This window comes from Brachybacterium sp. P6-10-X1 (assembly GCF_001969445.1).
GTDB lineage: Bacteria > Actinomycetota > Actinomycetes > Actinomycetales > Dermabacteraceae > Brachybacterium.
The window spans coordinates 3,353,559-3,366,175 of sequence record NZ_CP017297.1 but is presented as its reverse complement, the minus strand read 5'-3'; the positions used below and the strand labels follow the sequence as shown (position 1 = coordinate 3,366,175).

Sequence of the window (12,617 nt, the reverse complement as noted above, 5' to 3'; positions counted from 1 at the left end):
CTTGAGGACCGCGCGACGAGTCGGGGGCAGGCCATGAGCATCACGCTGCGCTCGCGCCGCGGCGCGATCGGGAAGAGCTGGCACGCCGTCGCGCTGCGGGATGCCGCCGAGCGGCTGCTCGGGGTGGGGCGGGCCGGCGGCGGGAAGGCCGACGCCCGGGCCGGCCGCGTCCAGTGGCTCGACGTGAGTGCGGGAATCGCCCGCGGCGACGTTCTCGGTGCCGACGGCGAGCTGTACCGGGCGCGGGTGGACCTGCCCGCCTTCTCCATGGACGACCGGACCGAGTTCCTGCGCCTCGCGCGCGCCCGCCCCGAGCTGCCCGCGCGACTGGCCGGCGGCGAGTACCCCGAGGAGTTCGAGAAGGAGCTGGCCGCGTCCGATCTGTCCCTGCTGCCCCGCGGTGCCTCGGAGCTGTCCCACGACTGCTCCTGCCTGGACTGGCCGGGGCCCTGCCGCCACGTCGCCGCCCTCGTGTACGTGCTGGTCGAGGCGGTCGACGACAAGCCCGTCCACCTGCTGACCCTGCGGGGACTGACGCTCGAGGACCTGGTCGCCCCGAGGAAGGCGGCCTCTCCGCAGCGCGCGGATCTCGACGGGGACATGGACGCGGGCGCGAGGGCGAGGGCGGCCGACAGTCCGGCCGGGGACGGATCGAGGAGCCCGGCGCCTGCCCCGTACGACCCCGCCCGCACCGACCCGGCCCTGCTGGCCGAGGTGATCGGCGCGGACCCGGCCCGGATCATCGCGACGTTCTACGGGTCCGCCGCCGTGGACGAGGAACCGTCGGGGCCGACGGACCCGCACCACGATGAGACACCGGCCCCCGACGCTCTAGAGTGACGACCATGTCCAGCACGCCTGCCGCTCCCGCCACCCTGCCCGAGTCCACCCGCGCCGAGATCACCGCGCTGTTCTCCGACGCCGTCGCCGGCCACCGCACCGCAGGCGTGACCTGGGCCGTCGTCGGAGGCCACCACCACAGCCAGGCCGTTCTCCATCATGGCGCCGCCGGCCACCACGAGCTCGATGCGGGTGAGCCCGCGGCAGGATCGGCCCCCATGGACCGGGCCACGATCTCCCGCATCGCCTCGATGACGAAGTCCTTCACCGCTGCGACGCTGCTGGCCCTGCGCGATGAGGGCAGGGTGCGGCTGGACGATCCCGTGGCCCGTCATGTGCCCGAGGCCGCCGGTGCCTTCGAGACCGTGGCCGACGATCCCGAGATCACGCTGCGGGAGCTTCTGACCATGAGCGCCGGGCTGGTCACCGACAACCCCTGGGGCGACCGCCAGGAGTCGATGACCCGCGAAAAGTTCGCGGCGCTGCTGGCCGGCGGGCTCGGCCACGTCCACCGCCCCGACACCGGGTTCGAGTACTCCAACACCGGCTACGCGCTGCTGGGCCGGGTGATCGACGAGGTCACCGACTCGGACTACACCGCGCAGATCCGCTCTCGCTTCCTCGAGCCGCTGGGCATGGCCGACACGGCCTTCGACGCCGAGTCACTGGATCGTTCACGCCTGGCCACCGGGCACCGGATCGGCGACCGCAGCGACGCGACCCGCTTCGAGCCGGTCCCTCTGGATCGCCCCGGCGTGTACGGCGCGATGGCCGGCCTGTTCTCCACGGTCGACGACGTCGCCGCCTGGATGCGCTTCCTCGCTGCCGCGGATGCCCCGGATGCCCCCGCCCGGGACCAGGTGCTGCTGTCGACCACCTCGCGCCGCGAGATGCAGCAGCTGCGACGCCACCATCCGCTGCCCGCGCTGCCGGCCGGTGAGAACGGGGTCTCCCCCGGCTTCGACCGCGTGCGCGGATATGGCTACGGCCTGGTCATCGAGCACTTCCCGGATCTCGGGGAGGTCATCTCCCATTCCGGCGGCTACCCCGGCTACGGCTCCTTCATGGTGTGGCACCGTGCCAGCGGCGTCGGCGTGGTCGCGCTGGCGAACTCGAAGTACGCCCCCGCCACTCCCCTGTCGATGCAGACCCTGCGGATCCTGCAGCGCGAGGTCCCCGAACTGCTCGAAGGACCCGGGAAGCGCGCCGCACCGCGCACCCTCGAGGCCGCCTCGGCGGCGCTGACCTGGCTGCGCACGGACGACGACGCGGTGGCCGACGCCTGGTTCGCCGACAACATGGACCTCGACACCTCGCGGGACGAGCGACAGCGGCGCCTGGACACTGCCCTGCACGCCGCCGGGCTGGACCGCACCGCGCTGGACAGCCTGCGCGCCGAGGCGGCGACGGTGATCAGCCCCGCGCAGCTGCGCTGGCGCGTCCCGGGCCGCGGCGAGGCCACCCCGACGCTGCGGCTCGACCTGCTGATGGACCCGCGCCGCGACGCGCTCGTCCAGTCCCTGGACACCACGGCCGTCGCACCGCGCTGAGCGCGCTCCTGCCCCGGCCCATGCGGTCCGACGCGTCGGATAGACCGCCCGATAGCGACACGTCAGACCCCCTCCCCGATGCGCCCCCGAACCACGCGGTGCGACGCGTCGGATGGACGGCGCGATCACGACACGTCAGACCCCTCGACAAGGGCACCCCGGACCCGCGCGGCGGCGCGCAGACTCAGGCGAAGACGAGCCCCGTGCCGTCATCGGCCCGGGTGCAGGAGACGTAGTCTCCGTCAGGCGTCAGCGCGATCACGCCCTCGTCGCTCTCGGCGCACTCCTGCCCGGGGGTGACCTCGGCGAAGGCGGCGTCGATGCTGCTGACGGGCGCGCCATCGCCGACGGGGGCTGCGGAGGTCCTCGGGAAGATCACCAGCAGCGTGATCGCGACGATGACGCCGAGGACCACCGCCGCACCGATGCCGAGTCCCACGGCGATCAGGGTGCTGCGGTTGCGGGCCCCGCCCTGGCCGGTGACGGTGCTGGTCGAGGCCTGGGTGGCCGTGTAGTTCTGCGGGGAACCCTGCGGCGACGGCGCGGGCTGCGGCGACCCGAGCTGCGGTGCCGCCGGTGCGCCCTGAGCGCCCTGGACCCATTGCGGCCCGGTCTGCGGCGAGGGCGAGCCCGAGGAGAAGCCCTGCTGGACCTGACCGGCGCGGATCGCCTCCATCGAGGAGGCGGCGACCTGCGGCGCGGGACGCTCGGGGCGGACGACGCCGGGGGCGTTCTCCGGCAGCGGATCCAGCGTGTCCTGAAAACTGAGCGGGGCGCCGTCGGCGTGGGTGAGGGGGTACCCCTGAGGCACGCGCGGCAGGTCCCGCCGCACGGTCTCGGCGTCCTGGTACCGCTGGTCGGGCTGGGCGGCGACCAGCTTGCGGATCACCGCGGACAGCTTCGGGGTGACCCCGTTCAGGTACTGGGAGAGCTCATCGGGCCGGAAGGCGCCGTCGTGCAGCGTGATCTGCCCGTTCAGGGCGACCAGGGCCACCACGCCCGCGGCGTAGAGGTCGTGGGAGGGCGCGGGCTCCGCCATCGAGAACAGCTCGGGGGCCATGTACCCGGGGGTGCCGTTGACCATGCCGACATGGGTGAAGCGCACGTCGGACTCGTGCACGGCGATGCCGAAGTCCGCCAGGCGGGAGACGGGGAACGCCCGGCCGCGCGGCTCGAACATGATGTTGGCGGGCTTGACGTCGCGGTGGATCCACCCCTCGGCGTGCACGTGGGCGAGGCCGTCGAGCAGCTGGTCGAGGATGACCACCACCGCGGGCTCGGCGAGCCTGCCCTTCTTCTTCACGACCGATTCGAGGGTGCCGCCGGAGACCAGCGGCATCGCGATCACGACGTGCTCGTCCTCGGCGCCCCAGCCGTGCGGGGTGAGCAGGTGGGGGTGGTCGAAGCTGACGCCCTTCTCGCGCACGAAGCGCATGAGGTCGGCCGAGTCGCGCTGACGCAGCACCTTGGCGGCGCACAGCATCTCGGTCTTCGAGTCCCAGGCACGCCACACGGACCCGGAGCCGCCCTTGGCGATCAGGTCTATGAGGGCGAAGCGCCCGACGATCACATCAGCCATATCGTCCTCAGCATAACGGCCCGTCGGCGAGGAGTTATGCTGGCGAGGATCTCTGTGGACCCGGGAGCGCCCCCGGGCCTTTCGTGCCGTGACCGGATGGGGGTTGCCGTGGTCGTCGGAGCACCGATGCAGGGTGATCCCTTCTGGGACCCGATCGCCTTCTCCTGGCCCCTGTTCGGCATCTTCCTGGCCATCGCCGTCGTGCTCACGATCGGCTTCGTCGTGTGGATGGTGCTGCAGCCGGAGGAGCCCGATCACGACACCACCGACCTCGTCGACAAGGCCACCGAACACGACCGCGACCGCGCCCGCACGATCAGACGGCGCCTCGATGCCGACTCCGGGCGGGCCGACGCCTCCGAGCCCGAGCTCCGATGACCCCTCGTCGCCCCCTGGTGCGACGACGTGACCTCGCCGGACTCCTCGCCGCCTCCGGCACCGCCGCGATCGCCGCGGGCTGCAGCATGAGCCGGGTCCCCACCTCCGATCAGGTGCCCCGTGACCCCCTCGCCTCCCTGGACGAGGCGCGCTGGGACGGCAGGACCCTCGCCGACGTGCTCGCCCTGCCGCTGACCGGTGAGGTCTCCGAGTTCGAGGCCTGGACGGGCCTCGGTCCCGAGGACGCCGCGGTCGACCCCGTCCGGCAGGCGCTGACGGACTTCCTGGCGGCCGCCTACCTCTCCCCCGACGCCCTCCACGGTCTGGACGACGCCGCGGCCCGGGCCCGGATCGACGGGGCCGCCCCCACCTACTGGCAGGACGTCCTGCACCAGGCGTGGGACAGCGGCGAGCGGCACCTGTACGCCTTCACCCTCGCCGAGGGCTTCGCGACCATCGGCCGGCCCGCGCTGGCGATGGACTGGTTCCGCGGGCAGCGGGAGGGGACCGCCCTGCTCCTGCTGGGCGGCACCCTGGCCTGGTCCGTGCTGGAGACCAGCACCCACGCCGTCGGCGTGATCGCTTACCGGGTGGGCGTCGTCGCCGATCTCGCCGCCGATGGCACCGCGTCGACCGCGACCATCCGGGTGACCATCCACGGTCTGGACGGCTGTGCGCTCCGCGACCACGGCGGCCTCGTCGTGCCCGCGCTCGGGAAGGACGCCGAGCACCGCCAGGCGCAGCAGGCCACGATGGACACCGTGATCGCCGCGCCGCGGATCCGGCGGGAGGACCTCCTGGATCCCGAGTCCGCGGCGCTGAACGGCGACGACGCCACGAACGTGCTCTGCCCCTAGCCTCGTTCCGGTCCGTCCAGCCCCGCGTCGTCCCGTCGGCCGACGCCGCGCAGGGCGTCCCAGCCGCGGCGCAGCAGGCTCGGCGGCGGCGCGGACAGACGATCGCGCAGCTCGTCCAGGGCGGGCGCCTCGTGCAGGATGTGATGGGCGCCGTCGCGCAGCGCCGGGTGCGGGTGGTGATCGGCCAGGTCCTGGGCCGAGATCTCCAGGTCGAAGGCGATCCGTGCTTCCCGGCGTCCGTCCCCGTCGATGACCACTTCGAGCGCCTCGGGCTGCGCCTCCGTCTGGGCGACGACCTCGGCGCGCAACCGAGCGAGCGCCGCGTCCAGGCGGGTCGCCGCCTGCGGGTCCTCGCGGACGGACGGGGCCAGCGACGTCGCCACCAGGTTGCCGCCGACGTCCAGCACGGCGTCGATCACCTCGTGGATCCCGGTCTGCTTCCCGCCCTCGTGCAGGGTGAGCTGCTGGAGGACGATGCGCAGGGTGCCCCGGGAGCTGTGGGAGATCAGCAGATCCCGGATCCGGGTGAGGACCTCCGGGCTCCCGTCCCAGCGCACGTGCTCGCCGCCCGGCGGCTCGATGGTGGTCATCGCGCGGGCGGGGTCATGGCGTTGTCGAGGTCATGGCGCGGAGATCTCCTCGGTCACCGGCCGGCCCGCGCCCACTGCGACCAGCCGGCGTAGCTGCCCTCGAGCTCCGTGATGTCGTACCCGGCGCGGCGCAGCGCGGCCGAGACCACCCCGGCGCGCAGACCCGACTGGCAGTACACGACGATGCGGCCGCCGGTGGGGAGCGCGGACAGCTCCCACAGGGCGCGCCCGCCGTGCAGCTGCGCCGATCCCGGCACCGCACCCTCGGCATGCTCGTCGCGGCCGCGCACGTCGAGCAGGAGGTCGTGCTGGTGCGTGGAGAGGTCGGCGGGGGCGACGGACCCGGGCACGAAGGAGGGCAGATGCGCCACCGAGGTGATGTAGCCGGCGACGGTGTCGATGCCGACCCGCAGCAGGTTGTCCCGCAGCTCCTCGGCCTGCACCGCGTCGCGGGCCAGCAGGATCAGCGGGGTGGACTCGTGCTCGGGGTCGTAGCTCCAGGCGGTGTAGGTGGAGCGGTTGGTGGCGGCGGGCACGGTCAACGCCCCGACCACGGCCCCGCGGTGCACCTCCTCGAGGCTGCGGGTGTCCAGCAGCACCGCCCGCCCGTCGGCCAGTCGGCGCGCCGCCTCGGCGGGATCGAGCTCGCGAAGCGGCTGGACCGGGCCGCGCAGGGCGGGCCCGTCACGGTTCTGGCGCTTCATCCGCGCGAAGTAGGCGTGGGCCTCGGGCTGGCCGTGCAGCAATCGGTCGACGAAGGCGTCCTCGTCGTCGGCCGTCACCAGCGGCGCCCACCAGGCAAAGCGCTTCTCGTAGCCGACGGTGGTGGAGGGCACGGCACCGAGCGACTTCCCGCAGGCCGACCCAGCGCCGTGGCCGGGGAGGACCAGCACATGGTCCGGCAGGGTCACGAAGCGGTCGCGCACGGAGGCGAACATGGTGCGGGCGGAGTCCTCGCGGGTGTCCTCGCCGCCGGCGACCTCGTCGAGCAGGTCGGGGCGCCCCAGGTCCCCGGCGAAGATGAAATCTCCCGAGAGCAGGTAGCCCGGCTCGTCGGCCACGCCGCCGTCGGTGACCAGGTAGCTCAGGTGCTCCGGGGTGTGCCCGGGGGTGAACAGGGCGCGCAGACGCACCTCGCCGACGACGATCTCGTCGCCGTCGCGGAGCAGATGGGCCTCATAGCCGTAGGACCAGTCGGCGCCGCCGTGCCCGGAGACGTGGATGGTGGCGCCGGTGGCCGCGGCCAGCTCCCGGGTGCCGGAGAGATAGTCGGCATGGATGTGGGTCTCGGTGACGTCGGTGATCCTCAGCCCGTGCTTCGCGGCGAGGTCGAGGTAGATCTGCACGTCGCGGCGGGGATCGACGACGACGGCGCGTTGCGCGTCGGTGGAGGCGATCAGATAGCTGGCCTGGGCCAGGTCCGTGTCGTAGAGACGTTCGAGCAGCACGGCGTCCTCCTCGGGAAGGTGGTAGGAGCTGGCACGGAATGAGGGGCGGGGCGTGGGGCGGCAGCGAGGGTCAGGCGGCCGCGCGGAGGGTGAGGGCGCGCCGAGCGGCCTCGATCTGGGTGCGGCGGGCGGCCTGGGCATCCGGCCCCTCGCCGGTGACCGCGACGGTGTGCCCCTGGCCGGGGATCTCGACGTATCCCACGTCGGTGCCGGCCTCGATCAGGCCCGCGTGCAGACGGCGGGAGTCCTCGATCAGCTCGTCCTCGGCACCGGCGACGAGGTGCACGGGCGGCAGGGCGCCGAGGTCTCCGTGGATAGGGCTGAGGCGCGGGTCCGTCGGCGGCACGGCGCCGGCATAGAGGCGGGCCGCGGCGCGACGCAGCTCGTCCTCGCCGTCGCGGCGGGCGGGCAGATCCGTCCAGGGCGATTCGAGCATCAGCAGTGCGGGGGTGTCGGCGTGGCCCTGGGCCAGGGACTGGGCGACGGCGAGCGCGAGGCCGCCGCCGGCGCTGTCGCCGGAGAGCACCCAGCGGCCCGCACGCAGCAGGGACGCCTCGCCCATGCCGTCCAGGGCGGCCAGCACGTCCTCGACCGCGGTGGGGAAGGGATGCTTCGGGGCCATCCGGTAGTGGACCATCGCGGTGGCGGCGCCGGCACGTCGGCCCACCTCCTCGAGCCAGGACCAATGGGCCTTCTGCTCCCCGGAGACGTACGCGCCCCCGTGCAGGTGCACGATCGTGCCGGTCGCCGCCAGCTGCTGGTCGATCCAGGTCACGGGCACGTGGCCGGGTCGGGCGCGCGTGACGCGAGCCGGGGCCGCGACGGAGCGAGGAGGGGTGGACGGGCGCTGGGACGCCAGGATGCGCAGCGTGCGGACGATGCTCATGAGGGCATCTTCGCATGATTCGCTGTGCAGGCCATGGCGTTGTTCCGCAGCGCCTCAGGCGGTGAGCTCGTCATCGACCGTCCGCGGCAGCGCCGCGCGGTACCCGAAGACGGCCAGTGCCAGCCCGGTCAGCGCCAGGAAACCGAGCACCACCGGGATCGATCCGGTCGCATCCAGCAGTGCGCCGGCGGCGAGCGGCCCGATCGCGGCCAGCACGTAGCCGAACGGTTGGGCCATGCCGGACAGCCGTGCGGTCACCCGCGGGGACCGGCTGCGGGCCGGGATCAGGGCGATCGCGGTGGGGAAGGCGAAGCCGCCGATCCCCAGGATGCACGCCCACAGCAGCGGGCTCGCCCCCGGAGCCAGCCAGAAGCCGAGGTAGCCGGCGGCGGTGAAGAGCCCGAAGCTGCCCACCAGCCAGGGCAGGCGGCGGGAGCGGGCGATGACGGTGGGCATGACCATCCCGCCGACGATGCCCCAGCCGGAGACCACGGCCACGGTGATCCCGGCCCGCTCGGGCGTGAGGCCGGTGGAGGTGAGGATCTGCGGGAGCATCCCGAACTGGGTGTACGCATTCGTGGACTGCAGGCCGAACATGATCGTCAGCGCGATCGCGGTCCGCGATCGCAGCAGGGAGCCGGGCAGGTCGCCGGTGGGCGGGGCGGGCGGGAAGTCGTGCCCGGTGCGGGTGAGCACGACGGCCCAGACGACGACGGGCAGCACCGCGAGCAGCCCCCAGAACTGCAGCGAGTCGCGCCAGCCGTCGCTCGCCGCCCCGGCCAGGGGCACGGCCAGCGCCGCCCCGGCGGAGCCGCCGACCGCCAGCACCACGCTGTACAGGGTCATCCACCCGACGGTGCGGGACCCGCCGTGCTGCTTGATCCAGGCGGGCACCACGACGTTGCCGAGCGCCGGTCCGACCAGGACCAGCAGCGACAGCGCCACGAACGCCCCGAAGCCCTCGGCGGCGGGCCGCAGCAGCAGCCCGATGGTCACGAGCACGAAGGAGGCGACGACGGTGCCGGTCAGCCCCACCCGCCGCGAGATCGGCACGGCGAAGAAGCCGAGGATCCCGAAGGCCAGAGGCGGCAATGCGGTCAGCAGCCCGGAGGCGATCGCCCCCTTGCCGTAGGCGCCGACGATGCTCTCCATCAGCGGGCCGACGCTGGTCGCGCCCGGGCGCAGGTTCAGCGCGACGAGGCCGACGGCGAGAGCTCCGAGCAGACCGCCGACGGCGATGGCGCGCGAGGGCGCGGTCTCGTTCGCGGGCGACGGGGTGCTCGGGCTGGGCCTGGTGCTCACCGGTCCCTTCTACACCTCTCCCGACGGAAGGGCCATCCGTTGCCCCGCGTGTCACGAGGCGGGGCCCGGCGGGGGTGGGGTGCCTCTCCTTCCGGGGCGCCCGGGCACCGATCCGCGGTCCTGGAGGCACCCGTCGGCCGCGCGGGATCTAGGGTGGTGCGCGGCCTCCTCCGCGCAGACTCCCGCTGCGTGATCCGCCCGGCTCCCAAGGACCCCCATGACCACCGCCTCCCCCGCCCTCGAGACTCCCCGCCCGCACCCCGTGGACCAGGTGCCTCCCCCGGGCCGGCTCACCGTGCTGTCCGTCCAGCACGTGCTGGCCTTCTACGCGGGCGCGGTGATCGTGCCGCTGCTGATCGCCTCGGGTCTGGGGCTCACGGCGGAGCAGACGATCCACCTGATCAACGCGGACCTGTTCACCTGCGGCATCGCGACCCTGATCCAGTCGGTGGGCTTCTGGAAGGTGGGCGTCCGCCTGCCGATCATCCAGGGCGTGACCACCACGGCGGTGAGTCCGATCATCGCGATCGGCCTGGCCGCGACCGGCGGCGAGGGCGGGGCCGAGGGCCTGCCGATGATCTACGGCTCGATCATCGTCGCGGGCCTGTTCACCTTCCTGGTCGCCCCGTACTTCGCGAAGATCCTGCACTTCTTCCCGCCGGTGGTGATCGGCACCGTGCTGACCACCATGGGCATCACGCTGCTGAGCGTCTCCGCCGGGGACATCACCAACTACGCCGAGGGCACCCCCGCAACCCGCGACATCCTCTACGCGCTGGGCACCCTGGGGATCATCGTGCTGGTGCAGCGGTTCTTCCGCGGGTTCCTCGGCACCATCGCCGTACTGCTGGGGCTGGTGATCGGCACCGCGGTGGCGCTGGTCCTGGGGGACACCTCCTTCGGCGGGGTCACCGAGGCCTCCGCCTTCGGGGTCACCACCCCGTTCTACTTCGGCGTGCCCACCTTCTCCGTGACCGCGATCGTCTCGATGATCATCGTCATGCTGATCACGATGGTCGAGACCACCGGGGACGTCTTCGCCGCCGGGGAGATCGTCGGCAAGCGGATCCGCCCCAAGAACATCTCCCGGGCGATCCGGGCCGACGGCCTCTCGACCCTGCTGGGCGGTGTGCTGAACTCCTTCCCATACACCTGCTTCGCGCAGAACATCGGCCTGGTGCGCCTGACCCGCGTGAAGTCCCGCTGGGTGGTGGCCGGGGCCGGCGTGATCATGATCGTGCTCGGCGTGCTGCCCAAGGCCGGGGCCGTGGTCGCCGCGATCCCCTCCCCCGTGCTCGGCGGCGCCTCGCTGGCTCTGTTCGCCTCCGTGGCGCTGGTGGGCATCCAGACGCTGTCGACGGTGGATCTGACCGACAACCGCAACTCCGTCATCGTCGGCACCTCGCTGGGGCTGGCGATGCTGGTGAGCTTCAAACCGGACATCGCCGGGGTGTTCCCGTCCTGGGCGCAGGTGTTCGTCTCCTCCGGCGTGACCGTCGGCGCGATCAGCGCGATCGTGCTGAACCTGGTGTTCTTCCACCTGGGGTCCCAGCGCGGTTCGATGGTCACCACCACCGCTGCCGGCGAGCGCATCGGCATCGCGGAGGTGAACGAGATGGACCGCGACACCTTCGTGACCACCTTCGGCTCCCTGTTCAACGGGGCCACGTGGCCCCTCGAGCGCGCTTGGGAGTCGCGGCCCTTCGAGGACGCCCCCGCCCTGCGCACGGCCATCGAGGATGCCGTGCTGTCCGCGGACCGCTCCGAGCAGGACTCCCTGGTGGCGAGCTACCCGGACATGGCCACCCTGGTGACCGCCGACGAAGAGGAGGCCGGTGCCATCAGCCAGGACGTGGGCTCCTTCGCCCTGGAGAACCTCACCGACGAGGACGTCGAGGCGGTGCGGGACCTCTCGGCCCGCTACGCGGAGCGGTTCTCGATGCCCTTCGTCGCCTACCTGGGCCGCACCGACTCCTTCGCGACGATCATCGAGAACGGGGTGCGCCGCCTGGACCACTCCCCCGCCCACGAGCGCCGCGTGGCGCTGACCGAGGTCGCCGAGATCGCCGGGGACCGCTTCGGGATCATGGTGGCCGACGCCAACCCCGTCGGCACGGCTTGGGCCCGCAAGTTCGAGTCGCTGCAGTAGCGATCCGCCGGACGGCTCCTCCCGCCCGGCACCTATGGTCATCGCCGTCGGCCCGGCGTAGCGTCCGGGCATGGAACCGATCCCTCGCCATTGGGCCTCCGTCCGTGAGGTCAGATCGCTCCCCGACGGCCGCGAGCTCGACCTCACCGTCCACGGCTCCTCGGACGATTCGCCCGAGGATGCCAGACGCGACGCCGGCGAGCGCCTGGAGCGCCTGGTCGCCGCGGGTGGGCCCCGCCCCGTCGGCCGCGGGGACCGCGAGTACTATCCCGATCGACGCCTGCCCGAGGAGCTGCTGCAGGAGATCCGCTCCCCCGAGGGTGCGCTGGTCGGTGCGATCACCCGGAACCGCTACGGGGCCGCCGTCCTGAACACCGATACGGTGCTGGTCAGCGACGTCGACCTGGTCGATGAGACCGCACGCGACCGACCACCCAGCGCGCGCGGCGGGCTGCTGTCGCGCCTGTTCGGGAGCGGTTCGGAGAGCGCCCCCGATGACGAGCGCGACCCGGACGCCTTCGGCCGGCAGGGCCCCGGTCCGCGGGGCGAGCACCACGCGCGCATCGTGACCCTGATCGACGACTTCACCCGGCGGCACCCCGAGCTCGGCGTGCGCAGCTACCGCACCCGCAACGGGTTCCGCCTGCTGATCACCGGCGCCGACGCCGCACCGGGCAGCGACCGCGCCCGCGAGCTGATGGCCGAGGTGCGCAGCGATGAGCTCTACGTGCTGCTGTGCCGGGTCCACGACACCTACCGGGCGCGGCTGACCCCGAAGCCATGGCGCATCCACGTCGAGCCCTTCCGCGATCTCGGCTCCCGCACCGCGGCCGACGACGTCCACCGCCGGTGGGTGGAGCACTACCAGGCCGCCTCCGCCGATGTCGCCGTCTGCCGCCTGCTCAACATCACCGGCCCGACCCCGGACGCGCTCGAGCAGCAGATCATCGACCTGCACGACCGGGCGGTGCGACCGGAGTCGGGCCTGCGTCTGGCCTGAATCCCGTAGGCGCTCGCCCCTGGCCCGCCGCCCGGGCG

Annotated in this window: 11 protein-coding genes; 6 read left to right on the top strand and 5 right to left on the bottom strand. The window is 73.0% G+C overall.

What is annotated here, in order from left to right:
- Positions 1 to 33 precede the first annotated feature (33 nt).
- Positions 34 to 840 carry an SWIM zinc finger family protein gene (locus tag BH708_RS15070; RefSeq protein WP_076809872.1) on the top strand — a complete coding sequence of 269 codons (807 nt, stop codon included), beginning with the start codon at positions 34 to 36 and terminating at the stop codon, positions 838 to 840.
- A gap of 5 nt (positions 841 to 845) precedes the next feature.
- Positions 846 to 2,390 carry a serine hydrolase gene (locus tag BH708_RS15065; RefSeq protein WP_076811391.1) on the top strand — a complete coding sequence of 515 codons (1,545 nt, stop codon included), beginning with the start codon at positions 846 to 848 and terminating at the stop codon, positions 2,388 to 2,390.
- A 184-nt stretch (positions 2,391 to 2,574) separates the two neighbouring features.
- On the opposite strand, the gene BH708_RS15060 is transcribed toward BH708_RS15065, so the two are convergent.
- On the bottom strand, positions 2,575 to 3,969 hold the full coding sequence (locus BH708_RS15060; RefSeq protein WP_076809871.1) for a serine/threonine-protein kinase: 1,395 nt from the start codon (positions 3,967 to 3,969) through the stop codon (positions 2,575 to 2,577).
- 126 nt (positions 3,970 to 4,095) lie between these two features.
- Between BH708_RS15060 and BH708_RS15055 the strand changes: the two genes are divergently transcribed.
- On the top strand, positions 4,096 to 4,347 hold the full coding sequence (locus BH708_RS15055; RefSeq protein WP_253705354.1) for a hypothetical protein: 252 nt from the start codon (positions 4,096 to 4,098) through the stop codon (positions 4,345 to 4,347).
- On the top strand, positions 4,344 to 5,204 hold the full coding sequence (locus BH708_RS15050) for a hypothetical protein (RefSeq protein WP_076809869.1): 861 nt from the start codon (positions 4,344 to 4,346) through the stop codon (positions 5,202 to 5,204). The genes BH708_RS15055 and BH708_RS15050 overlap by 4 nt, the downstream gene beginning before the upstream one ends.
- On the opposite strand, the gene BH708_RS15045 is transcribed toward BH708_RS15050, so the two are convergent.
- The 4 genes from BH708_RS15045 to BH708_RS15030 all read right to left on the bottom strand — a co-directional run bounded on the left by BH708_RS15045 (position 5,201) and on the right by BH708_RS15030 (position 9,430).
- A complete protein-coding gene (locus BH708_RS15045) occupies positions 5,201 to 5,794 on the bottom strand; it encodes a hypothetical protein (protein WP_076809868.1) in 594 nt (197 codons plus the stop codon). The genes BH708_RS15050 and BH708_RS15045 overlap by 4 nt on opposite strands.
- A 53-nt stretch (positions 5,795 to 5,847) precedes the next feature.
- Positions 5,848 to 7,242, bottom strand: a complete 1,395-nt coding sequence (locus tag BH708_RS15040; protein WP_076809867.1) for an MBL fold metallo-hydrolase — start codon at positions 7,240 to 7,242, stop codon at positions 5,848 to 5,850.
- A gap of 70 nt (positions 7,243 to 7,312) precedes the next feature.
- The gene (locus tag BH708_RS15035; RefSeq protein ID WP_076809866.1) at positions 7,313 to 8,128 is read right to left on the bottom strand and encodes an alpha/beta hydrolase fold domain-containing protein; all 816 of its coding nucleotides are present in this window, start codon (positions 8,126 to 8,128) and stop codon (positions 7,313 to 7,315) included.
- Between the two features lie 54 nt (positions 8,129 to 8,182).
- Positions 8,183 to 9,430, bottom strand: a complete 1,248-nt coding sequence (locus BH708_RS15030; protein WP_076809865.1) for an MFS transporter — start codon at positions 9,428 to 9,430, stop codon at positions 8,183 to 8,185.
- 217 nt (positions 9,431 to 9,647) lie between these two features.
- Here BH708_RS15030 and BH708_RS15025 point away from each other — a divergent pair, with 217 nt between their 5' ends.
- Together BH708_RS15025 and BH708_RS15020 are read left to right on the top strand one after the other, a co-directional pair.
- Positions 9,648 to 11,579, top strand: coding sequence for a solute carrier family 23 protein (locus tag BH708_RS15025; protein ID WP_076809864.1), 1,932 nt, complete (start codon positions 9,648 to 9,650; stop codon positions 11,577 to 11,579).
- Between the two features lie 70 nt (positions 11,580 to 11,649).
- The gene (locus BH708_RS15020) at positions 11,650 to 12,579 is read left to right on the top strand and encodes a hypothetical protein (RefSeq protein ID WP_076809863.1); all 930 of its coding nucleotides are present in this window, start codon (positions 11,650 to 11,652) and stop codon (positions 12,577 to 12,579) included.
- Positions 12,580 to 12,617: the final 38 nt, after the last annotated feature.

Bases quoted from the DNA above. Each gene is read 5' to 3' on its own strand.
- BH708_RS15070 (WP_076809872.1), top strand. From the start codon at position 34: ATGAGCATCACGCTGCGCTCGCGCCGCGGCGCGATCGGGAAGAGCTGG.
- BH708_RS15065 (WP_076811391.1), top strand. From the start codon at position 846: ATGTCCAGCACGCCTGCCGCTCCCGCCACCCTGCCCGAGTCCACCCGC.
- BH708_RS15060 (WP_076809871.1), bottom strand. From the start codon at position 3,969: ATGGCTGATGTGATCGTCGGGCGCTTCGCCCTCATAGACCTGATCGCC.
- BH708_RS15055 (WP_253705354.1), top strand. From the start codon at position 4,096: ATGCAGGGTGATCCCTTCTGGGACCCGATCGCCTTCTCCTGGCCCCTG.
- BH708_RS15050 (WP_076809869.1), top strand. From the start codon at position 4,344: ATGACCCCTCGTCGCCCCCTGGTGCGACGACGTGACCTCGCCGGACTC.
- BH708_RS15045 (WP_076809868.1), bottom strand. From the start codon at position 5,794: ATGACCACCATCGAGCCGCCGGGCGGCGAGCACGTGCGCTGGGACGGG.
- BH708_RS15035 (WP_076809866.1), bottom strand. From the start codon at position 8,128: ATGAGCATCGTCCGCACGCTGCGCATCCTGGCGTCCCAGCGCCCGTCC.
- BH708_RS15025 (WP_076809864.1), top strand. From the start codon at position 9,648: ATGACCACCGCCTCCCCCGCCCTCGAGACTCCCCGCCCGCACCCCGTG.
- BH708_RS15020 (WP_076809863.1), top strand. From the start codon at position 11,650: ATGGAACCGATCCCTCGCCATTGGGCCTCCGTCCGTGAGGTCAGATCG.